Here is a 21,315-nt window from a genome sequence, read left to right as displayed (position 1 = left end):
CGGTGCTGCCTGCGCGATAGGCGGCGATGTGAGCGTCGCGTTCGGCGTCGGACATCTGGTTCAACAGCACGTTCGGGCTCTGGAAGGTGTTGCCCCGCACGTCGTCGAGGGTCCACAGCTTCTTCGGGTCGTCCAGATCGAGGTGCGGCTGACCGACCAGGGTCTTGCCGTCGTCGCGGACGTAACCGAGATCGGAGACGATGTCCGCGAGGTCCTTACCGTGGTGCAGGGTCTCCCATTCACGGAACCCGGTGAGCCGTCCCATGTTCGGGGTCGGCTTACCCTGGTATTCCTCACGGAACGCGACGGCGTCGGTCCAGTAGCAGGTCTCCGAGCAGTAGGTCCGCCACTGGTTGTCCACCTTCTCGACGACCATGTCTTCGCGGATGAGGGCGGGCACCATGCAGGTCCAGCACCGGTGCGGGTACTGGTACCCGACCTCTTCGAATGCGATCGGCTTGTTGCGACCGGGGTAGGCGAGCCGGTTGTACTCCTCCCACCACTTGCCGTACCTCGAGTACCAGCCCGGGTACTTGTGCTCGAACCACTCGAAGTCCTTGTCGGTCATGGCATCGATACGCCAGTAGTTGACCGGCCAACCGGTGGCGAAGAACCTGGCCACCTCGTGGACGTAGCCCTTGTCCGTGATGCGCTTCCACGCCTCTTCGACCAGGTCGTGCGGAATCGTCAGGCCGTACTTCTCGAGCGGGATGAGGTAGCTGCGGTAGTAGTCGTCGTAGATCCAGCGACGCCACATCTCGGCGTAGCTCTCCCGGTCCTTGCGGCGGTCCTTGGTGCCGTATTCGATGAACGTGCCGATTGCTGCGTCGACGACGCAGTGATTGTTCCACCATGCGTACCGCAGGTCGCGTTCGAGCAGTGGGCGATTCCGCTCGTCGGCGAGGGCCATCAGCAGGATCGAGTAACCGTTGGAGATGTGCCGCGACTCGTCGGACTGCACCGAGTGGAAGACGGTCGGCAACAGGTAGTCGCCGTTGGCGGCGGCCTCGTCGGGCATGGCGACGAACAGAGTGTTCGTGAACGCGGTCTCGGCGACCACGGTCAGGTAGATGTTGGCCGAGGTGATCGCGTCACCGGTGATGAATCCTTCGCCGAACTGCCTGCCGATGGTGCCCGCGTAGTTGTTCGCGAACGCCTTCTCCGTCATGTCGAACCCGGCCGGGTCGATGTAGTTGTTCATGTACAGCTTCTTGAGGTTCATCTGAATCGTCGAGTGACGAACCTCGTCGATCATCTGCACCGCGAGACCGTTGTGGATCTCCGGGTTGGGCACGGCGTCGATGGCCATCGGCATCGCTCGGGCGGCCGAGATCTCGGGGAACGGAATGATCGACAGGAACAGCTTCTGCCATTCGAGCCACCGTTGCTGCACCTGGCGGAACATGTTGCCGCGGATGGCACCGTCCATGGCGCCGTACACACGGTTGTCCTTCTCCTCCTCCATCGGGAAGTAGGACCGCATGATCTGCTTGAGAGGATCCTTCTTCGGAGCCTTCTCGAAGGTGTAATCGGTGCCGAACCGGGTGGCCGGGGTTGCGAATGTCGGATCCCAGGACAGTTCGGTGATCTTCGCGTGGGCCTTTGTCAGGCTTTGCCTACTCAATGTGCGCCTCCTGGATCAAGAGCCGGCCGGGTGCCGGCTGCGGGGGACGTTGTGCGATTGATTGAACCGCGTGACCCAGCTCTCGACCGTCTCAGTGTGAGACGACTGTCACATCCATGCGGTGGCGGGCGGCGGAAGCGATCGTCGACGCCCTCGCCCTCCATGAACGGGCTCACCGGGGGATGTCAAATTGAGACGCCATCGCGCTCGGTCCTGAGGGAAGCTCTCGCCGAACCACATTCACCCGACCAGCCCCGGGTGACAGACAGGAGAAATCGATGACCAACCCCAACGGACTCACCACCGTCGCCGGTGCACCGGTACCCGACAACCAGAACAGTCTCACCGCCGGCGCGCGCGGTCCGATGCTCTTGCAGGACGTCTGGTTCCTCGAGAAGCTCGCGCACTTCGACCGCGAAGTCATCCCCGAACGCCGGATGCACGCCAAAGGCTCCGCCGCCTTCGGCACCTTCCGCGTCACCCACGACGTCACTGCGCACACCAATGCCGACGTCTTCTCCGAAGTCGGCAAACAGACCGAGATCTTCCTGCGATTCTCCACCGTCGCGGGCGAGCGCGGCGCCGCCGACGCCGAACGCGACATCCGCGGCTTCGCCGTCCGCTTCTACACCGCACAGGGAAACTGGGACGTCGTCGGCAACAACACCCCTGTCTTCTTCTTCCGCGACCCCCTCAAGTTCCCCGATCTCAACCACGCGGTCAAACGCGATCCGAAGTCCAATCTTCGCTCGGCGCAGAACAACTGGGACTTCTGGACCAATCTCCCCGAGGCCCTGCACCAGATCACCATCGTGATGTCCGACCGCGGTATCCCCGACGGCTATCGGCACATGCACGGCTTCGGCTCACACACCTACTCGTTCGTCAACGACGCCGGGGAACGCTCCTGGGTGAAATTCCATTTCCGCACCCAGCAGGGCATCAAGAACCTCACCGACGAAGAAGCTGCCGTCGTCGTCGCCGGCGACCGCGAGTCGGCGCAGCGCGACCTCTTCAACGCAATCGAGGAGGGCAACTACCCGAAGTGGACCCTCTCCGTCCAGATCATGCCCGAAGCGGACGCCCAGACCTACCGCTACCATCCCTTCGACCTCACCAAGGTGTGGTCGAAGAAGGATTACCCCCTCATCGAGGTCGGCGAACTCGAACTGAACCGCAACCCGGAGAACTACCACGCCGACGTCGAACAGGCGGCGTTCTCCCCGGCGAACATCGTTCCCGGCATCGGATTCTCCCCGGACCGCATGCTCCAAGGCAGACTGTTCTCATACGGCGACGCCGCCCGCTACCGCCTGGGCGTCAACCATCACCAGATCCCGGTCAACTGCCCGAGAGGCGCAACACACGTCAATTCCTTCCACCGTGACGGTGCCATGCGAGTGGACGGCAACCAGGGCAGCATCCCAAGTATCGAACCCAATTCCCACGGCCGGTTCGCCGACCAGCGCAGCTACGCCGAGCCGCCGCTCGGAGTGGGTGCCGTCGCCGACCGGTTCGACTACCGCGCAGACGACGACAACTACTTCGAACAGCCCGGCAACCTCTTCCGCAGCATGAACGCCGAGCAGCAGACCGTGCTGTTCGAGAACACCGCCCGCGCCATCACCGGGGCATCGGTTGCCGTCATCGAACGCCACATCGCCCACTGCACCCAAGCCGATCCCGCATACGGCGAAGGTGTGCGAAAGGCATGCGAAGCACTCGGCGCCTTGTGAGTACTTGTTAACCGCCCGCGGTTAACAAGTACTCACGGGTGCGAAGCACATCGAGGGCGATGTCGGTGATCATGTCTTCCTGCCCACCGACGAGTCCGCGTGTGCCGACTTCTTGGAGGATGGTGCGGACGTCGATGCCGTAGTTCTTCGAGGCGGTTTCGGCGTGCCGGAGGAAGCTGGAGTAGACGCCGGCGTAGCCGAGGGTGAGGGTTTCCCGGTCGACCCGCACGGGCCGGTCCTGCAGGGGCCGGACGAGGTCGTCGGCGGCGTCCTGCAGCGCGAACAGGTCGGACCCGTGCTCCCAGTCGTGGAGGTTGGCGACGGCGATGAACGCTTCGATCGGGCAGTTACCGGCGCCGGCGCCGTGCCCGGCGAGGGAGGCGTCGACGCGGGTGACGCCTTCTTCGACGGCGACGACGCTGTTCGCGACGGACAGCGACAGGTTCTCGTGGGCGTGGATGCCGATCTGGGTGCCGGGGTCGAGGATGTCCCGGTAGGCGCGGACCCGGTCGCGGACCCCGTTCATGGTGAGCCTGCCGCCGGAGTCGGTGACGTACACGCAGTGCGCCCCATACGATTCCATCAGCTTCGCCTGCTTCGCGAGGTTGTCGGCGGGGGTCATGTGGCTCATCATCAGGAACCCGGAGACGTCCATGCCGAGTTCGCGGGCCTTGGTGATGTGCTGGGCGGCGACGTCGGCCTCGGTGCAGTGGGTGGCGATCCGGATGGAGCGGACCCCGAGCTTGTGGGCCTGTTCGAGTTCGGCGATGGTGCCGATACCGGGCAGCAGCAGGGTCGTCAGGGTGGCGTGGGTGAGGTTGTCGGCGGCGGCCTCGATCCACTCCCAGTCGGTGTTGCTGCCGGGCCCGTAGTTGAGGGAGCCGCCGGCGAGACCGTCGCCGTGCGCGACCTCGATGGCGTCGACCCCGGCGGCGTCGAGGGCGGCGACGATGCGGCCGACGTCGTCGGGGGTGATGCGATGCCGGACGGCGTGCATGCCGTCACGCAGGGTGACGTCCTGGATGTAGAGCTTGGTCATGGTGCGACCTCCGCGGGGATCGTGGTCTGGATGCGTCGGGCGATGGATTCCGCGGTGCGCAGGGCGGCGGAGGTCATGATGTCGAGGTTGCCGGCGTAGGCGGGCAGGTAGTGGGCGGCGCCCTCGACCTCGAGGAACACCGACACCTTGGTGGTGACCGGTCCGGCGCCGTCGGGGAGCAGGGTGTGGACGGGTTCGCCGTCGGGGATCGGGGTGAACTGGACGTCCTGTTTGAGCCGGTACCCGGGGACGTACTCGGCGACGCGGGCGGCCATGTCGGTGATCGAGGCGCGGATGGCGTCGTGGTCGGCGTCGCCGATGAGGGCGAGGACGGTGTCGCGCATCAGCAGGGGTGGTTCGGCGGGGTTGAGGACGATGATCGCCTTGCCGCGGGCGGCGCCGCCGACCTGTTCGATGGCGTGCGAGGTGGTTTCGGTGAATTCGTCGATGTTCGCCCGGGTGCCGGGGCCGGCGGACTTCGACGCGATGGACGCGACGATCTCGGCGTAGGCGACGGGGGTGACGGCGGAGATGGCGGCGACCATGGGGATGGTGGCCTGCCCGCCGCAGGTGACCATGTTGACGTTGTCGACGTCCCCGTCGAGGTGCTGCTCGAGGTTGACCGGCGGCACCACGTACGGGCCGATCGCGGCCGGGGTGAGGTCCACCAGCTTCTTCCCGTAGGGGGCGAGGGCGGCGGCGTTGGCCCGGTGGGCCCCGGCGGAGGTGGCGTCGAAGACGATGTCGATGTCGGCGAAGGTGTCGAGACCGATCAGGCCCTGGACGCCGTCTGCGGTGGTCGGGACGTTCAGGCGGGCGGCGCGGGCGAGGCCGTCGGAGTTCGGGTCGATGCCGACCATCGCGCCCATCTCGAGGATGTCGGAGTTGCGCAGGACCTTGATCATCAGGTCGGTGCCGATGTTGCCGGAGCCGATGATCGCGACCTTGATGTTGGGGGTGTCGCTCATGAGTGGGTGTCCTTCGAGAAGGTGGCGGTGACGGTGCCGAGGGTGGACAGTTCGGCGCGGACGGTGGTGCCGGGCGGGGTGGGGACCATCGGACCGAGGGCGCCGGAGAGGATGACCTGCCCGGCGCGCAGCGGGTGCCCGTAGTCGCGGGCGGTGCGGGCGAGCCAGGCCAGGGCGGCGAGGGGGTCGCCCAGGCAGGCGGCGCCGGTGCCCTCGGAGACCAGTTCGTCGCCCGAGTACAACTGCATCACGACGTCGCGGGGTTCGAATTCGTCCAGGGTGAGCCAGTTCTCGCCGAGGACGTACAACCCGGAGGAGCCGTTGTCGGCGACGGTGTCGGTGATGGTGATGTCCCAGTCCGCGATGCGGGAATCGACGATCTCCAGCGCGGCGGCGGCGCGGGCGACGGCGCCGCGGATCTGGGTGTCGTCGAGGTCGCCGTCGATCAGGTCGGCGCCGAGCACGAATGCGATCTCGGCCTCGGCCTTCGGTTGCAGCAACCGGCCGCTGGGAACCTCGGGCAGAGCGGTGACGTCCATGTCGGCGAACAGCACCCCGAAGTCCGGTTGGTCCACTCCCAACTGCTGCTGCACGGCGGGGGAGGTCAACCCGATCTTGCGGCCGGTGATCTTCTCCCCGGCGGCGAGACGCCGGTCGGTCAGCAGTTGCTGCACGGTATACGCCGCGGCGATGTCGGTGGTCCCGAGCAGATCCCGCACGGGCGCACACGGTCGGGCGGTTGCGGCCGTGAGCCGCTCCGCGGCGGCCTGAATCGACGAATTCGGGAGGGCCGTAGAGGTAGTGGTGGGCATCGATGACCTCGCTGTGGCTGGTTCGAGTGGGACGTTGCGCGCGTTGCTGCTTGTACTGTGCTGGGCTCGATGGTGATACTCAACGAATGAGTCCCGTAGAACGGAACACTTCTTCGGCGGGTGACGAGCCGACCTCGGTGGTCCGGCGGATATCGGAATTGCTCGCGGCGTTCGGTCCCACCGACACGACGCTGGGTGTCAACGAGTTGACCCGGCGCACCGGGATCCCGAAGGCGACGGTGTCTCGGTTGGTGAAGGAGATGGAAGGCGTCGGATTTCTCGAGCGCAGCGGCGTCAAGGTAGGGCTCGGACTGCGGCTGTTCGAACTCGGGGAACGCGCGTCGCGGCGACGTTCGGTCCGGGAGGTGGCGCTGCCGTTCCTCGCCGACCTGCGGGAGGCGACGCGGCAGACGGTGCACCTGGCGATCCTCGACGGGGCCGAGGTGGTGTACGTCGAGATCCTCCCGGGGCGGGATGCACCGTGGCTGCCGTCCGGCGTGGGTGGGCGTCTCCCCGCACACGCGACGGGGGTGGGCAAGGCTCTGCTCGCGGGATCACCGCCCGCGGCGTTCGAGGCCGTGGTCGCGGCCGGGCTGTCGCGGGTGGGTCCGCGCACCATCACCGCGCCCGGGGCGCTGGTGCGTCAGTTGCGACGGATCGCGTCGACCGGCATCGCCTACGAGCACGAGGAGTCGGCGCCCGGCGTCGCGTGCGTCGCCAGCGCCGTCCGCATCGACGACGGACCGCCGGTGGCCGCCGTCTCGGCGTCGGGGTGGATCGGCAAGGTCGACATCCGGCGCGTCGGGCCCGCCGTGCACACCACTGCACTGAGCATCACGCGTGCGCTGACCGAGGCCGGGGCGGACTGAGGTCCGCGCGGGAATCAGCCGGCCAGCCGCTCGAGGATCGCACCCATCGCCGCGTCGGCGTTGTCGCCGTCGAAGATGTTCTGCGCGTGATCGGACCCGGGCAGCAGGATCACGTCGTTGTTCTGGCCCGGTGAGCTGTCGGCGAGTTGCCGCGACACGTCGGCGACGGGCTCGTCTTCGCTGGCGATGAACAGCTTGGGCTCGTCGCCGAGGCCGTCGACGACCTTGTTGGGGGAGAGCAGCACCAGCTGGTCGGGCAGGCCGGGCCGCTGCGAGGCCAATTGCAGGATCGCGTCGGCGCCCGCGCTTCCGCCCACGAGCGCGACGTCGGCATGCCCGTCGTCGTGGAGTTTCGCGACGGCGGCCGCGATCGACTCCGGCGCGATGTTCTCCACGGCGATGACGGTGGCGCCCTGGTCGGCGATCGCCGTGGCCTGATTCTCCCAGCTGGCGGCGTCGAAGACGGCACCGTGGGCCAGCACCACTCCGTATTCGCCGTCGCCCCACTGCAGGGCGTCGCCGCCACCGACCGCGATTCTGGTTCCGGTGGTGTCACCACCCGTCGACGGCGGGTCGTCATTTCCGGAGCAGCCCGCCACGACGACGGCGAGCAGCACCGAGAGCAGGACGAGTAGGGCCCTCATACCTCCACCATATCGAAATGCGCCTGTGTCATTTTCGCCAGAACAGGTAATGCGTCACGCCGCTCGGGCTGGGCACGACGTCGCAATGGAACCGGTCGAGCAGATCGTCGGGAGATTCCCACAGTCGCGCACCGGATCCCAGTTCGATCGGCGACACCACCACGTGCAGGGTGTCGACGAGGCCGGCGTCGAGGAACTCCCGGATGGTGGCGGCCCCGCCGCCGAGCCGGACGTCCTTGCCCTGCGCCGCCTCCCGCGCCTGCGCGAGGACTGTGGCCGGATCGGTGTCGACGAAGTGGAACGTGGTGTCGGAGAGCGTGAACGACGGACGGACGTGGTGGGTCAGCACGAATACCGGGGTGTGGAAAGGGGGCTCGTCGCCCCACCAGCCGCGCCACTCGTGATCTTCCCAGGGACCACGTTGCGGTCCGAACTTGTTGCGTCCCATGATCTCGGCGCCGATGTTGCGGTCGTAATCACGGATCAAGTAGTCGTCGAGGCCGCGGCTCCCGCCGGGACCGGTGCGCATGTGCCAGCTCGCCGTTGCCCCCGCCCAGGCGAACAGGACACCGGGGTCAGCGTGACCGAACGGTCTCTCGAGGCTCTGGCCGTCACCGGCACCGAACCCGTCGCGCGACACGTTGAAGTTCTGGACTCTCAGCAGCTGACTCACTCGGTTCCTCCTGCGCTCTCGACGATGGTACCGAGGAAGAGACTCCGAGAGCGGGACGAACTCATCGGCGGGTCCACGACAGGTCCTGGTTCAGTTGACGTCGTCGGGGTGAGGTCCGGTCCTCTCGTCCCGGTCCAGCGCGGAGATCTGCGCGATCTCGTTGGCGTCGAGGGCGAAATCGAACACGTCGACGTTCGCGCGCATCCGTTCCGGCGAAGACGATTTCGGCAGAGGCACGATGTCGCGCTGCAGATGCCACCGCAGCACGACCTGGGCGACGGACACGTCGTGCCGGCGTGCGAGTGCGGTGAGGACCGGGTTCTCCTGCAGCCGGCCACGGGCGAGCGGTGCCCATGCCTGGGTGTGGATGCCCAGACTCCGGTGCAGTTCCACCATCGACTGCTGGGGCAGCAGTGGATGTATTTCGATCTGGTTCACCATCGGACGCACGGCGGCGACCTCGAGCAGCCGGTCGAGGTGATCGGCCTGGAAGTTCGAGACTCCGATCGCCCGGATCCGCCCGGCGGCGTGGAGTTGTTCGAGTGCCCGCCACGTGTCGAGGTACGCGCCACGAGCGGGGGCCGGCCAGTGGATCAGGCACAGGTCCACGCAGTCCAGGCCGAGGCGGGCAACGCTGCTCTCGACGGCGTCGAGCGTCGACCGGTGGCCCTGGTCCTCGTTGGAGACCTTGGTGGTCACGAACAGTTCCTCGCGGGGCACGCCGGAATCGGTCAGGGCGCGCCCGAGGGAGCGTTCGTTGCCGTACATCGGAGCGGTGTCGAAGGCCCGGTACCCGGCCTCCAGTGCGTGCAGGACGGTGGTGCCCATGGCGTCGTCGGGAATCTGAAACACCCCGAATCCGATGGCGGGCATCACGACCCCGTTGCTCAGGGTCACCGACGGAATCGTCGTTGCCTCGGTCATGTGATCGAATACCCGCCGTCGACGGGCAGCACGACGCCGGTGACGTAGCGGGCGGCGTCGGAGACGAGGAAGAGCACGACGTCGGCGACGTCGTCACCTTCGGCGAACCGCTGCAACGGAATCCGGCTCAGCTTCTGGGCGCGGAACTCCTCCTGGCCGAGCACCTCGGCGGTCATCGGGGTCTCGATGTAGCCCGGCGCGATCGTGTTCACGCGCACGCCCTGCGGCCCCAGTTCGACCGCCAGTCCCTTGCCGAGTTGGGTGAGCGCGGCCTTGGTCGCGCCGTAGGGCACGATGCCGGGCACTGCGCGGTCGGCGGACAGCGAGGCGATGTTGACGACACTGCCGCCAGACGCGATCAGCGATTTCATCGCCTGCCGGGTCAGCCGGTACACGGCCGACAGGTTCACGTCGACCAGCCGCTGCCAGCCGTCCTCCTCCACGTCGATCGCGGGGGTCCGCAGCTGGATGCCTGCCGCGTTGATCAGGATGTCGAGGCTTCCGGCCACCTGCTGGGCGAGGTCGACGGCGGAGGCGCTGAAGGCTGGATCGGTGAGATCCCCGCACAGCCCGTGCCCGCCGATCCCGTCCATGAACTCGGTGATCTTCGGGTCGGCGTCGACTCCCACCACGATGACGCCCTGCGCCGCGAGAGCCCGGGCGATAGCGGATCCGATTCCTCCGGCCGCACCGGTGACGATGGCGGCCTTACCTTTCAGTTCGGTGACCTGCGTTGATGCGCCCACGGTGTGGCTCCCTTCGGGTGGCGCGGCGACGGTCGACGTTCCCGACCGATCCGCGTCAGAAAATGCTTTCTATGGTTGAACTCAGACCTAATGCGGTCTGGACCTTGCTATTAATCACGGTATATCGTGATCCCTACTTCAGCAAGAAAGCGATTTCAGGAGTTTTCATGGCCTCGATTGTTCTTCCCGACCTCGATCGTTCGACCGGCACCCTCGTGCTCGGTGCGCCCGCCCGGCTGAACACTCGGTCCACGGCGCCGACCAGCAGGGCGGTGTACGCGGCCTCGCACGTGATCGCCGATCCGCTGCGCGCGTCTGCCGAGAACGTGGCGGACCAGATCGACTGGGACGCCACCCTGCAACTGCGCCGCGACCTGTGGTCGCTGGGGCTCGGGGTGGCCGAGTCGATGGACACCGCGCAGCGCGGCATGGGGCTCGACTGGGCCGGCGCGCGCGAACTCGCCGTCCGCACCCTCACCGAGGCGAAATCGGCCGGCGGCCGGGTCGTCGTGGGTGTCGCCACCGATCAGCTGAAGACCGATTCGCCCTCACTGGAGGAGATCCGCGACGCCTACCTCGAGCAGGTCGAGTCGATCGAATCCGCCGGCGGCGACGTGGTACTGATGGCCAGCAGACACCTCGCCCGGGCAGCCGGCGGCCCCGACGACTACCTCTCCGTCTACGACGCGGTGCTGTCGGCAGCCACCCGGCCGGTCGTGCTGCACTGGCTGGGTTCGGTGTTCGATCCCGCACTCGACGGCTACTGGGGATTCTCCGACCCGTCGGCGGCAATGGACACCGTCCTGCAGATCATCGGCAACCACCGCGAACGGGTGCGCGGCATCAAGGTGTCGCTGCTCGACCCCGCCCTCGAGATCGCCCTGCGGCGGCGGATGCCCGACGGCGTCCGGGTGTTCACCGGCGACGACTACAACTACGTCGACCTGATCGCCGGTGACGGTACCCACACCAGCGACGCCCTCCTCGGTGCGTTCGCCGCGCTCGGCCCGTTCGCGTCCGCCGCGTTCGCCCGCCTCGACGACGGCGACGAGCAGGGCTTCCGGAACATCCTCGGCCCCACCGAAACCCTGAGCCGGCTGCTGTTCGCCGCACCGACGCAGTACTACAAGGTCGGGGTGGCGTGGCTGGCGTACCTGGGCGGCAAGCAGGACCATTTCCGGATGATCGGCGGCTTCGAAACCGGGCGCAGCCTGACCCATCTCGCCGAACTGGTCCGCGCCGCCGACGCGATCGGCCTGTTCATCGACCCCGACTTCACCGCCGCACGCGCCTCGGCGTACTTCGCGGTGCACGGGATCTGCTGACATGGACCTCGCGCGGTGCAGCCTGAACTCCGTCACCGTCAAGGGATCGGGATTCACGGAGGTGGCCGACCTCGCCGAGAAGTGGGAGTTCGGCGGCGTCGGCCTGTGGCGGGACGTGCTCGGAGACCTGGACCTGACCGCGGCGGCCACCCGGCTGCGGCAGTCGGGGCTGCGGGTCAGCAGCATCTGCCGCGGCGGAATGTTCCCGCAACCGACGGCCACGTTGCGACGAAAGACCATGGACGACAATCGGCTTGCCGTGGATCAGGCACACGCCCTGAATGCGGAATGCCTGTACCTGGTGTGCGGCCCCGCGTACGGCGACCTCGCAGGCGCCCGAAGGCAGGTCGCGGACGGCATCGCCGAACTCGAGCCCTACGCGCGAGCGGCCGGGGTGCGGCTCGCCGTCGAACCGATGCACCCGATGATGGCGTCGAGCCGATCCGTCATCACGTCGCTGCAGGAGGCGAACGACCTGGTCCAGTCCATCGACTCCGACCTGGTGGGGATCGGGATCGACTCGTACCACGTGTGGTGGGACGCGGCGCTGCCAGACCAGATCGCCCGGGCCGGCGACAAGCTGTTCTCCGTCCAGCTCGCCGACTGGGTGACCCCGATCCGCGGTGAGTTGAGCAGCCGCGGCATGCCCGGCGAGGGCTGCATCGATATGACCGGATTCGTCGCCGAGTGCGAGCGCGCCGGTTATCGGGGACTCGTGGAGGTCGAAGTCCTCAGCGACCGGTGGTGGGCCGAGACCGCCCTCGTAGCCACCGAGGCCGCGGCCGAAGGCCTCGCGCGCATCTGAGTGGCCGCAGTCTCGCTGCCATCGTCCCCTGTTGCCACCGAGCGTTGACCTGAGGCGTTGTCCTTGCGGACCCCTGTGTGCTCCGCAGCCGGCTCGCAAGCCTCGCCGACCAACTAGTCGAGGTCATCGCATCGGAGGCTGGCGCCGCCCATGCCTGTGAGGGAACAGCCCCAGACCTGGACCAGCACGTCGACCGGTCCGCCCGATTGCCTGGGAGTCGGCCGGCAACGTCCACGTCACAGACGTCGACCGGGCGATCAGCGAGCGCGGACCCTCAGCCGTGCAGGATCAGGTCTGCGCACCGCTCGCCGATCATGATCGCGGGCGCGTTGGTGTTGCCACCGGTGACGCTCGGCATGATCGACGCGTCGGCGACTCGCAGTCCGTCGATTCCGCGCACCCGAAGCTGCGGGTCCACCACCGCTCGCTCGTCGACACCCATCCGGACCGATCCGACCGGGTGATAGACGGTGTGGATGCGATTCGGCAACTCTTCGCGCAACGCGGCGTCGTCGGTGAATTTCGCACCCGGAATGAGTTCGCCTTCATTGTCACCGGTTCCCGCCATGATCTCGCGGACCATGGTGATGCCCTCGACAAGCACCTCGGCGTCCTCGGGCACCGTCAGATACGCCGGATCGATCAGTGGTGCGGCCGTCGGATCTGCGGAGGCCAACCGAACGGTGCCCCGGCTCTTCGGGTAGATCAGCGCCGGGAAGACGCTTTGACCCGGTTTCTTGGTAGCAGGGACAACTCGTTTGTCGGAGTCTTGATTCGGCGACGGATATACCCAGTAGAGGCTGAGTAGTTGCAGGTCGGGAATCTCGCGCGCATGCGAGGTGCGCACGAATGCGACTGATTCGAATGAGGAGCCAGCGGCCCACGACGATCCCGGACGAACCCGTTCCGCCGCCAGTCCACACATGAAGTACGGCGCCGTCGGCTTGCGCAACGCTGATTTCATCTTGAACGAGAGGGGGACGAAGAGGTGGTCGTGCAGGTTGTCGCCAACCGGCAAATCTGCGTTGACGGCGATACCGTGCTCCTTCAGGTGCGCGGCAGGGCCGATCCCGGACAGTTGCAAGATCTGAGGCGACCCGTATGTGCCGGCCGAGACGACGACCTCGCGCGACGCTCCGATCACCTGCCTGCCGCCTTTGGTCAGGATTTCCACGCCCGACGCGCGGGAGCCTTCGATGACGACCTTCGTCACCGTCGCATCCGTGCGCACGGTGAGATTGGGCAACGGATCCTCATGCAGGTAGCCCGTGGATGTGGAGTACCGCAGACCTTTCGAGGCGCTCTGTTGAAAAACTGCGACACCTTCCTGGCTCTCGCCGTTGTAGTCGTCGAGCTTCGGCACACCCAGGCGCGTCGCGGTGGCGTCCATGAATGCGCGCGCGGCGTCGGTGATGGTGTGCTGGCGAGTGACCTTGATCGGTCCGCCGGACCCACGCAACGTGCTCGCGCCTTCCTCCCAGTCCTCCATCCGTTTGAAGTACGGCAGGACGTCGTCGTAGGCCCAACCCCGACAGCCTTCGGCGGCCCAGTCGTCGAAGTTCTTCTTGTTGCCCCGGACGAAGAGCATCCCGTTGACCGAGCTCGATCCGCCGAGTATCCGACCGCACGTCATGGGGATCTCGCGGCCGAGCGCGTTGCGCTGCGGTGTCGACTTGTAACCCCAATCGAATCGCTTCTTCAGCTGCGGGGTCGAGTGCATGACGTTGATCGCACCCGGGATCTGGAAGAGCATCTTGGCCCAGCCCTTGTTGTCCACTCCACCCGCTTCGAGCAACACGACGGATGCGCCGCTCTCGGCGAGCCTGCGCGCGAGTGCACAGCCCGCGCTGCCCGCTCCGACAACGACGTAGTCCGCCTCGGTCATGCTGTGTTCTCCGTTCGCGAGTCGACGCTGAACGACACCCGAATTATAACTTCGCACGTGAAGCCCGAGTCGACATCTCGCTGCACATTTGCCACGGTTCGCGGCGCGCTTCACCCCATAGGTCGCGTAAGAGCACGCGGCATCCTTAACGGCGGTTGGATCCCCGGATACGAAGTATTCGCCGCCCCCGAGCCTGTTGAGCTCGTGCCATATGCGGGTATCCAGATCCGCTTCGGGATAGCGCATTTGGGTGGCCGGAATCCGCACATCGCGGTTGTCGAAAGTGTGCGAATTGCTTCCGCCAGTACATGGGGAACCGCGCGCGAATATCTCTGTCGTCGCCAATGCGACACGGCCAGTGCAGTTCTGGACAGTGTACGAACGGCCACTCCACCCCATCGCCTGTACCAACGATTCACAGCAGCGAGTTTGCGCGCACTACGAACGCCCGCCAGCGCATTGGACCGGCCCCGATGCGGCGTGATCTGCATCGGATGTCACCTGCGACCGAACGCCCCACTGCTGCAGAACGTGCTCCCGCCAACTCGCCGATGCACCGCTGGGTTTACTGCCCAGCCTTATTGATCGCCGTCACCTCGCTGGATGCGCTGGCGGTAGCTTTCAGCCGTCCGCGTCGTCGCTGGGGGTGTTCGGCGTGCTCTCGAGTAGTCGTTCGAGGTAGTTGAGGTCCTGCCGCAGGAGTGCGATTGCCCGCGCGGGCCCTTCGAGCCCGGTGGGGGTGGACTCCTCGTGGACGACGGCGCGCAGTGCCATGTCCGCGAGTTGAGCGGCGACGGCGCGGTCGTCGTCCTCTTTCCCTGGCTGGTGCCACCAGGCGATCCAGTTGAGCATGCCGATGATGCCGAGTGCCGACGTCCGCGGATCGACCGGACGCATCTCGCCGGCTTTGATGCCGTCTTCGATGACGGTGATGAATTCCTTCAGCACGTGGCGTCGGCTCTGCTGGTACCTGCGCGCGATGTCTTCCGGAAGTTCCGCTTCGGATCGGATGATCAGCCTGAAGCGGTCGGGGTTCTCTCCTTGGTGCATGGCGATGGCGACCGCCATTTCGCGCAGTTTCTCGGTGGGGCCGAGTTCGGTGCGCTCGTTGATCTCGTGCAGCAGGGCGGCGGGAGTCTCGGTGCTCTCGCTGACGAGCCGTGAGAGCAGTTCGTCCTTGTTGGCCACGTAGTGGTAGAGGGCGGGCCGGGTCAGACCGGTGGCGTCGGCGATGTCCTGCAGGGTGGTGCTGGCGAATCCCCGCTCGGCGAACAGCCGGGTGGCCTGCTCCATGATCTGCTTCTCGACCAGTTCGCGGCGAGGATTGCGACCGGCCGCGCTGTCCTCGGAGGGCTGCGCTGCCGGGCCGGCCGTTGCCTTGCCGCGGCCTCGCCGGCTGGGCGTGGCCTGCTCACGTGTCATGCCCGAAGGATAGTGGGAGCCGGATGCGGTCCGCGCAGTCATGCCGGTGCCCGAGTGCCGGACATGACCGACTCGGGTTCCGCGGACGCCGGTGCGGTGAAGAACGCGAGGTGCGCTCGTGCGCTCGCCAGACCGGCCGCCACGTCGGCACGGTGTGTCGCGGGGGCCTCGACGACGACGGTCACCGAAGTGGCCCGGAGTAGACGTTCCGCGAGGTCGAGGCGGTTCAGCACGGCGGCGCGGGTGTCCGGTCCGGTGAGCCAGAGGGTCCCCGCCTGCGGTGCGTTGTCGACGACGGTGTCGGCCCCTGCGTCCCAGGCGGAGGCCGACACGACGTCGATCTTCGCCGTCGTAGGTGCGTCGCGCAGGTCTGCCGGCGCGATCCGGGTGGCGAAGTCCGCACCGTGGTGGACCAGTGGTTGCGAGAGGATCCAGTCCGTGATGTCGGCGGGGGATACGGTGTCGGCGGGCCGGCTCGCGTAACTCGCGAGGCCCTGGGACACGACGGTCGGCGCCGACTCGGCGAACCGGTCCAGACCGACCTTCCCCGCCCGGGTCATGTACGCGATCATCAGCTGATCGACGGGCAGATCCAAGCGCTGCGGGAACGATTCCCACCAGAGTTCGCTGCGGTGGGCGATCTGCTGAAGGTGTTCGACCGCGGGGCGGCGGATCCGCTCGTATTCGGTGAGGGCATCGTCGAGGTTCGCCGCGCTCGTCAGGGCGTGGTCGAGCGCGATGGCGTCCTCCATCGCGAGTTTGGTGCCGGATCCGATCGAGTAGTGCGCGGTATGGGCGGCGTCGCCGAGGAGCACGACGTTGCCGCTGTGCCAGCGTCTGCAGCCGACGGTGCGGAACCGCATCCACTTCGTGCGGTTTCCGATGAGCCGATGATGCTGCAGGGTCTCCGCGAACGCGTCCTGGAGGTACTGCAATGAGACCTCGTCACTGTCCTGGGGTGCGGTGTGATCGGTGGACGCGTCGAATCCGGCTCGCCGCCAGGTGGCTTCATCGGTTTCGATGAGGAAGGTGCTGCGATCCGCCGCGTACGGGTAGGCGTGGGCGACGAACGTGCCGTGTTCGGTGGTGACCGGCACGAAGATGGCGCTGGGGAGTGCGAAGTCGGTTCCGCACCACAGATACAGTCCGGCACCGGTGTCGATTCGCGGTTCGAACTCGTCGGCGAGCTGCGTGCGGGTGGCGCTGTTGATGCCGTCCGCCGCGATGACTAGGTCGGCGTCGAGGTCCGCGGCCTCGCACCGTTCGCCGAAGCGCAGGTGCACGCCGGCGTCCTGGGCGTGCTGTTGCAGCACCGCGAGCAACGTCGTGCGTGCGATCGCGAGGAGATCGCCGTGCGCGAGCCGGGCGACCTCGCTGCCGACCTGCATCGACATCTCGTGCGGGTGAGCGGCGGCCACGATCGCGTCCAGTGACGCGGCGTCGGCGTCGCGGAGGTTGCGCTGCGTTCGGGAGGCCAGACCGACACCGAATCCGAATGTCGTGTCCGGGGAACTCTGTTCGTAGACGGTCACCTCGGCGTCCGGGTGGCTTCGCTTGAGCAGTCTTGCGGCGTAGAGACCGCCGGGGCCGCCGCCGATCACTGCGACTCGCTCGAGGTTCATGGGCTGACTCCAGTCTGTGTGACGTTTGTGTTGATTATTCTACATATATGTCGATTGGTCAATCCAGTGGCGACGAATAGGGGTGAACGACTTTCGGGGCACACCTGTGCAGGCATGCCCCGAAAGTGGTGATCCGCAGTCGATTCGCGCTGCGGTCCCTACACGACCGCGCGGGGCGCGTCCGCCTCGGCGAGGAGTTTCGCCGCGATCTCGGCACGCAACCGCTTCTTGTCGATCTTGTTCACGTTCGTGTGGGGCAGGGAGGGTACCCACTCGAGTCGTTCAGGCCACTTGAACTTGGCGACGCCGAGTTTCGCGAGGTGCTCCTGAATCTCGGTGAGCGGCACATCTTCCCCATCCCTCGCGATCAGATACGCACACGTCTTCTCCCCGAGGCGGGGATCGGGCATGGCGACGACCGCGACATCCGCGATGCCGGAATGCTCGAGAAGGAGTAGTTCGAGTTCCTCGGCGTTGACCTTCTCACCGCCCCGGTTGATAAGGTCCTTGATGCGGCCCTCGATCGACAGATAGCGCCCGCCGTCGACGACGGTGATCGCGGCGAGATCTCCGGTGCGGTAGAAGCCGTCGGGAGTGAAGGCGGCCGCGTTGTGGTCGGCCGCGTCGAAATAGCCGGGAATGGTGTACGGCCCACGGCAACACAATTCACCCACCTCACCGTCGGCGAGTTCCCTCTCGCCGCCGGGTTCGAGGATGCGAATTTCGTCGTCGGAGGCGATCGGTGTGCCCACCGTGGTCAGGCGGGCCCGCGCGGGGGAGTCGAGCGGGGTCACCGTGAACAGTCCCTCGGACATCCCGAACAACTGCCCCGCCCAGTGGCCGGCACCGTCGTCGACGCGGTCGAACAATTCGGCGGGGACCTTGGCACCGGACAGGACGACGCGACGCAGCGTCTCCCGTGCCTTGTCGAAGTCCGGGCCCAGCACCGCCTGGTAGTGGCCGTGTCCGATGAGGACTTCGGTCGCCTGCGCCTTCGCCATCAACTCGAAGGCCGTCGGCGCATCGGCGGTGGCCAGCACCAGGCAGGCACCGACCGAGTGCGCCGCGTGCAGCCCACACGAGATTCCGGCGTTGTGGATGATCGGAATCAGGTGCGCCACCCGGCTGTCCTGGTCCCATCCGAGCCGCTGCGCGTACATCCGGGCGTTGTTCCAGTACTCGGCGTGGATCCGCGGAATGACCTTGGGGACACCGGTGGTGCCCCCGGACAGCTGGAACGCGGCGACGTCGAGCGGATCGGTGTGCGCCTCGATCTCCTCGACGGCGGCCCGGGCCGCACCGGGATCGGCGCCGGCCCCGAGATCCTCGAGTCGAATCACGTCCGGCCCGCCGGAGCCCGCCCCGTCCCCGACGGTGATGACGTGCCGGATGCTGGGGTGGCCGTCGGCGTGCTCACGGGCGAAGTCGACGAGGTCGAACGTGGGCAGTCCGGCCTCCACGACGTGGGCGACGGCGCCGACCGTGCGGCTCACGTGCCCGATCTCGTGCATGCGGTGCGCGGCCAGGGTGGCCACCGGGACCAGCCCGGCCTTGATGCATCCGTACCACGCAAGGACCGTCTCGAGCCGATTGGTCAGCTGAAAGATCACCGGATCCAGTCGGCGGAGTCCGAGCCCGATCAGCCCGGCCGCGATCTCGTCGGTGCGCCTGTCCAGCTCGGCGAAGCTCATCGAGCCTTCCGCGCTGATCACCGCCGGCCGATCCGGGAACCGGATGGCGACCTGATGCAGCCGCCGCCCGGTGGGGTCGTCGCTCCACGCCCCGCTGTCGCGATAGCGGGCGGCCCGGTCGCCGGGGAACGTGACGAGGCGTCCGCCCCAGTCCGAGAATGTCACCGCGGTCCTCCTTCCCTCCATTGTGCGATTACCCGGAAAGTCACCGCTCCGCCACCGCGGGCAGGAGCCGGGCCACATCGAGGGCGTGATCGGGGTGATCGGCGGGCACGATGCCGGAGTAGACGGCCGTCCAGCAACCGGGGCAGCACAACTGCCGGAAGACGACCGGGGCGTCCACATACTCTGCCGGATCGGACGTGACCTGCGGCCCGGCCGTCGACGACGGGCCCTCGAACCGCGCCAGATCGAGGGAGGTGCTGTTCTTCTCGTCGCCGAGGAGGCGTCCGCACTGGGCGCACGCGATCACCCGGGTGTCTCCGACGGTGACCTCGGCCAGGTTGTCGTCGAGCCTGCGCGCCCCGGCGAGGTCGACCACGGGGGCGTCCGGCAGGGTTCCTCCGGAGCGATTCCGGCGCTCTGTGCGCATCGCGTCCCGCCGATCCGAGGTCCGGATCTCATCGGCGTCACCGTCGGCGAGGACGACACCGTAGACGGTCTCGGCACCGTGCTCGGTGACCTTGCCCTCGCGGACGTCGGCGGCCACCGCGGCCGGATCGCGCAGCAGGGGGTCACCGTATCCGCCGCCGCCCTGCCAGTGCATGTAGAGCACTTCGCCTGGGGCGACATAGCTTTCGGCGTAGCAGGCACCGAATTCGCGACCGCCGCCGAGGTCGTCCAGCGAGCCCGGGATGCGGCCGGCAGCGAACTGCTCGACCACGCCGGTGTCGCGGGCGAGGACTTCCACCCCGGTGTTGCCGGGGTAACCGCCTGCGAGTCCGTTGTTCTGGGCGACGGCCTTGCCCGCGGACGCCAGGACCAATCCCATCGGCAGGCTGGTGCCGTACGGGGTGACGGCGATCGAGGCACTCACACCGCCGCGCTGGCGTCCCGGCCCGCCGGAGTCGGGTTCCTCCCGGCGCCACAGCGTCAGCAGCGGGTAGAGGAATTCGGTCATCTCGGTGTCCGGGATCCGGCCCATCGGAATACAGAACAGGCCACCGGTGTCCATGCCGTCGGCGGTCGGGCGGGCCCCGTACCCACCGGACATGGGTTCCATCATGATGTTCAGGAACGGCACCGACTGCTCGGGCCGCTCGTCGAGACCGGCGATCACCGCGGTGTCCCACGTGCCGCAGCACGCGGCCTGAACGCTCTTGCCGAGATCGACGGAGCGGTCGAGCATCTGGGACAGGCACTCGGCGATCAGCGTCCCGGTCAGCCAGGCCGGACCGATCGGACCGCGGCTGACCGCGGCGGGGAACGTGGCGTTGTTGATCGTGCCCTCTTCCGAGACCAGATCGAAGCAGCGCATCAGCCCGCCGGCGGACCACGGGATGTCACCCGCGAGGATCGGCAGGAGGGCGAGCATCACGCCGCCCCGCATGCCGGCGTACGTGCAGTTGATGACACCGGTCTGCGGATCGGTGCCGGTGAAGTCGAAGGTGAGATGGTCCGCGGTCTTCGTCATCGCCACGGTGATCTTGTGAATTCCGCGGTCACCGGTATGGGACTGGTCCTGGTAGCCGGTGGCCTTCCACGTGCCGTCCGGCAACGAGTCGAGTTTGCCGCGCAGACGCCCCTCGGCGTCCGCCATCATCCGCTTCATCACGGCCTTGACGGTGTCGGCGCCGTACTGCTCGATCACCGCGAGCAGACGGTTGCGACCGACGGTGTTGGCGCCGATCTTCGCGCGCAGGTCGAGGCCGACGAGCATCGGCACCCGCGACCGCCGCACCCAGGCGTCGGCGACGTCGCGCTGCAGTTCGTAGTCGCGGACCACCTTGATCGGCGGGGTGGGCAACGACTCGGAGAAGACGTCCTTCGCCGACGGGTCGAACGAACCGAGCCCGGACCCGCCGAGGTCGGGTTCGTGGCAGATGGCGCTGGTCCACCCGAACAGCTTGCCGTCGTAGAAGACCGGCTGGTAGACGATCACGTCGCTCTGGTGCAGGCCGCCCCCGACCCACGGGTCGTTGCACAGGAACATGTCGCCCTCGGTGATGCCCGGGTTGGTGGCGCGGTGCCGGAGGGTCCAGTAGATGGCGAGGTCGACGGCGCCGACGAGCATCGTGTTGTACAGGCCGACCTGGACTTCCTGGCCGATCTCGTCGCTGATCGCGAAGTCGAAGTCGTTCGCGTCGGTGACGATGGGGGAGCCGGACATCCGCTTGAGGGCCTCGCCCATCTCGTCGGTGACCGACCACAGCCGGTGCCGGATGACCTCGTAGGTCAGCGGGTCGAGTTCGTCGATCTGTTCCTGGGTGACGCTGTGGACGGGCAGCGACGGCGGCAGTGAGCGTGAGAGTTCGTCGGGGTCGATCGGTCGGCTCGAGAAAATTTCGGCGCCGGGGATTTGCATGGTCAT

The 21,315-nt window shown here is 67.2% G+C and carries 17 protein-coding genes; 4 read left to right on the top strand and 13 right to left on the bottom strand.

Features of this window, described 5'->3' with window-relative positions; all coding sequences use genetic code 11:
• Positions 1 to 1,624 (bottom strand): methane monooxygenase (locus tag ACFTZB_RS09145; protein ID WP_378431201.1); only part of this gene is annotated, 1,624 nt, incomplete at its 3' end.
• A gap of 278 nt (positions 1,625 to 1,902) precedes the next feature.
• Here ACFTZB_RS09145 and ACFTZB_RS09140 point away from each other — a divergent pair.
• Positions 1,903 to 3,360, top strand: coding sequence for a catalase (locus ACFTZB_RS09140; RefSeq protein ID WP_378431200.1), 1,458 nt, complete (start codon positions 1,903 to 1,905; stop codon positions 3,358 to 3,360).
• A 7-nt stretch (positions 3,361 to 3,367) separates the two neighbouring features.
• Here the strand turns inward: ACFTZB_RS09140 and dmpG are convergent, their stop codons facing one another.
• Genes dmpG through ACFTZB_RS09125 form a run of 3 tightly spaced genes read right to left on the bottom strand, consistent with a single transcriptional unit; the run spans position 3,368 to position 6,179 of the window.
• Positions 3,368 to 4,399, bottom strand: a complete 1,032-nt coding sequence (dmpG, locus tag ACFTZB_RS09135; protein ID WP_378431199.1) for a 4-hydroxy-2-oxovalerate aldolase — start codon at positions 4,397 to 4,399, stop codon at positions 3,368 to 3,370.
• Positions 4,396 to 5,367, bottom strand: coding sequence for an acetaldehyde dehydrogenase (acetylating) (locus ACFTZB_RS09130; protein WP_378431198.1), 972 nt, complete (start codon positions 5,365 to 5,367; stop codon positions 4,396 to 4,398). The genes dmpG and ACFTZB_RS09130 overlap by 4 nt, the downstream gene beginning before the upstream one ends.
• Positions 5,364 to 6,179, bottom strand: coding sequence for a 2-keto-4-pentenoate hydratase (locus tag ACFTZB_RS09125; protein ID WP_378431197.1), 816 nt, complete (start codon positions 6,177 to 6,179; stop codon positions 5,364 to 5,366). The genes ACFTZB_RS09130 and ACFTZB_RS09125 overlap by 4 nt, the downstream gene beginning before the upstream one ends.
• Before the next feature lie 86 nt (positions 6,180 to 6,265).
• Here ACFTZB_RS09125 and ACFTZB_RS09120 point away from each other — a divergent pair, with 86 nt between their 5' ends.
• A complete protein-coding gene (locus tag ACFTZB_RS09120) occupies positions 6,266 to 7,048 on the top strand; it encodes an IclR family transcriptional regulator (protein ID WP_378431196.1) in 783 nt (260 codons plus the stop codon).
• Between the two features lie 14 nt (positions 7,049 to 7,062).
• On the opposite strand, the gene ACFTZB_RS09115 is transcribed toward ACFTZB_RS09120, so the two are convergent.
• The 4 genes from ACFTZB_RS09115 to ACFTZB_RS09100 form a co-directional block, all read right to left on the bottom strand.
• Positions 7,063 to 7,692: an alpha/beta hydrolase gene (locus tag ACFTZB_RS09115; protein WP_378431195.1), complete on the bottom strand. Its 630-nt coding sequence runs from the start codon at positions 7,690 to 7,692 to the stop codon at positions 7,063 to 7,065.
• 28 nt (positions 7,693 to 7,720) lie between these two features.
• A complete protein-coding gene (locus tag ACFTZB_RS09110; protein ID WP_378431194.1) occupies positions 7,721 to 8,365 on the bottom strand; it encodes a dihydrofolate reductase family protein in 645 nt (214 codons plus the stop codon).
• Positions 8,366 to 8,455: 90 nt separating this feature from the next.
• The gene (locus ACFTZB_RS09105) at positions 8,456 to 9,289 is read right to left on the bottom strand and encodes an aldo/keto reductase (RefSeq protein WP_378431193.1); all 834 of its coding nucleotides are present in this window, start codon (positions 9,287 to 9,289) and stop codon (positions 8,456 to 8,458) included.
• Positions 9,286 to 10,035 carry an SDR family NAD(P)-dependent oxidoreductase gene (locus ACFTZB_RS09100; protein ID WP_378431192.1) on the bottom strand — a complete coding sequence of 250 codons (750 nt, stop codon included), beginning with the start codon at positions 10,033 to 10,035 and terminating at the stop codon, positions 9,286 to 9,288. The genes ACFTZB_RS09105 and ACFTZB_RS09100 overlap by 4 nt, the downstream gene beginning before the upstream one ends.
• 167 nt (positions 10,036 to 10,202) lie before the next feature.
• Between ACFTZB_RS09100 and ACFTZB_RS09095 the strand changes: the two genes are divergently transcribed.
• Positions 10,203 to 11,360: a dihydrodipicolinate synthase family protein gene (locus tag ACFTZB_RS09095; RefSeq protein ID WP_378431191.1), complete on the top strand. Its 1,158-nt coding sequence runs from the start codon at positions 10,203 to 10,205 to the stop codon at positions 11,358 to 11,360.
• 1 nt (position 11,361) lies between these two features.
• The gene (locus ACFTZB_RS09090; RefSeq protein WP_378431189.1) at positions 11,362 to 12,165 is read left to right on the top strand and encodes a sugar phosphate isomerase/epimerase family protein; all 804 of its coding nucleotides are present in this window, start codon (positions 11,362 to 11,364) and stop codon (positions 12,163 to 12,165) included.
• Positions 12,166 to 12,439: 274 nt separating this feature from the next.
• Here ACFTZB_RS09090 and ACFTZB_RS09085 read toward each other — a convergent pair whose 3' ends face one another.
• The 5 genes from ACFTZB_RS09085 to ACFTZB_RS09065 all read right to left on the bottom strand — a co-directional run bounded on the left by ACFTZB_RS09085 (position 12,440) and on the right by ACFTZB_RS09065 (position 21,315).
• Entirely contained in the window at positions 12,440 to 14,461 is a 2,022-nt protein-coding gene (locus tag ACFTZB_RS09085) for a GMC family oxidoreductase (protein WP_378431188.1), read from the bottom strand.
• A 210-nt stretch (positions 14,462 to 14,671) separates the two neighbouring features.
• Positions 14,672 to 15,472 (bottom strand): TetR/AcrR family transcriptional regulator, encoded by an 801-nt coding sequence (locus ACFTZB_RS09080; protein WP_378431187.1) that lies wholly within the window; start codon positions 15,470 to 15,472, stop codon positions 14,672 to 14,674.
• 38 nt (positions 15,473 to 15,510) lie between these two features.
• Positions 15,511 to 17,094 (bottom strand): FAD-dependent monooxygenase, encoded by a 1,584-nt coding sequence (locus ACFTZB_RS09075; RefSeq protein WP_378431185.1) that lies wholly within the window; start codon positions 17,092 to 17,094, stop codon positions 15,511 to 15,513.
• 158 nt (positions 17,095 to 17,252) lie between these two features.
• The gene (locus tag ACFTZB_RS09070; protein ID WP_072942630.1) at positions 17,253 to 18,950 is read right to left on the bottom strand and encodes a (2,3-dihydroxybenzoyl)adenylate synthase; all 1,698 of its coding nucleotides are present in this window, start codon (positions 18,948 to 18,950) and stop codon (positions 17,253 to 17,255) included.
• A gap of 40 nt (positions 18,951 to 18,990) precedes the next feature.
• On the bottom strand, positions 18,991 to 21,315 hold the full coding sequence (locus ACFTZB_RS09065) for a hydantoinase B/oxoprolinase family protein (RefSeq protein ID WP_072942631.1): 2,325 nt from the start codon (positions 21,313 to 21,315) through the stop codon (positions 18,991 to 18,993).

Source organism: Rhodococcus sp. NPDC057014 (assembly GCF_042673295.1).
In the GTDB taxonomy this organism is placed as follows: Bacteria; Actinomycetota; Actinomycetes; order Mycobacteriales; family Mycobacteriaceae; genus Rhodococcus_F.
Note: the sequence above shows the minus strand (reverse complement) of the source record. Positions and strands in the feature narration are given on the sequence as shown.

Bases quoted from the DNA above. Each gene is read 5' to 3' on its own strand.
- ACFTZB_RS09140 (WP_378431200.1), top strand. From the start codon at position 1,903: ATGACCAACCCCAACGGACTCACCACCGTCGCCGGTGCACCGGTACCC.
- dmpG (WP_378431199.1), bottom strand. From the start codon at position 4,399: ATGACCAAGCTCTACATCCAGGACGTCACCCTGCGTGACGGCATGCAC.
- ACFTZB_RS09130 (WP_378431198.1), bottom strand. From the start codon at position 5,367: ATGAGCGACACCCCCAACATCAAGGTCGCGATCATCGGCTCCGGCAAC.
- ACFTZB_RS09125 (WP_378431197.1), bottom strand. From the start codon at position 6,179: ATGCCCACCACTACCTCTACGGCCCTCCCGAATTCGTCGATTCAGGCC.
- ACFTZB_RS09120 (WP_378431196.1), top strand. From the start codon at position 6,266: ATGAGTCCCGTAGAACGGAACACTTCTTCGGCGGGTGACGAGCCGACC.
- ACFTZB_RS09115 (WP_378431195.1), bottom strand. From the start codon at position 7,692: ATGAGGGCCCTACTCGTCCTGCTCTCGGTGCTGCTCGCCGTCGTCGTG.
- ACFTZB_RS09105 (WP_378431193.1), bottom strand. From the start codon at position 9,289: ATGACCGAGGCAACGACGATTCCGTCGGTGACCCTGAGCAACGGGGTC.
- ACFTZB_RS09095 (WP_378431191.1), top strand. From the start codon at position 10,203: ATGGCCTCGATTGTTCTTCCCGACCTCGATCGTTCGACCGGCACCCTC.
- ACFTZB_RS09090 (WP_378431189.1), top strand. From the start codon at position 11,362: ATGGACCTCGCGCGGTGCAGCCTGAACTCCGTCACCGTCAAGGGATCG.
- ACFTZB_RS09080 (WP_378431187.1), bottom strand. From the start codon at position 15,472: ATGACACGTGAGCAGGCCACGCCCAGCCGGCGAGGCCGCGGCAAGGCA.
- ACFTZB_RS09075 (WP_378431185.1), bottom strand. From the start codon at position 17,094: ATGAACCTCGAGCGAGTCGCAGTGATCGGCGGCGGCCCCGGCGGTCTC.
- ACFTZB_RS09065 (WP_072942631.1), bottom strand. From the start codon at position 21,315: ATGACCATGCAAATCCCCGGCGCCGAAATTTTCTCGAGCCGACCGATC.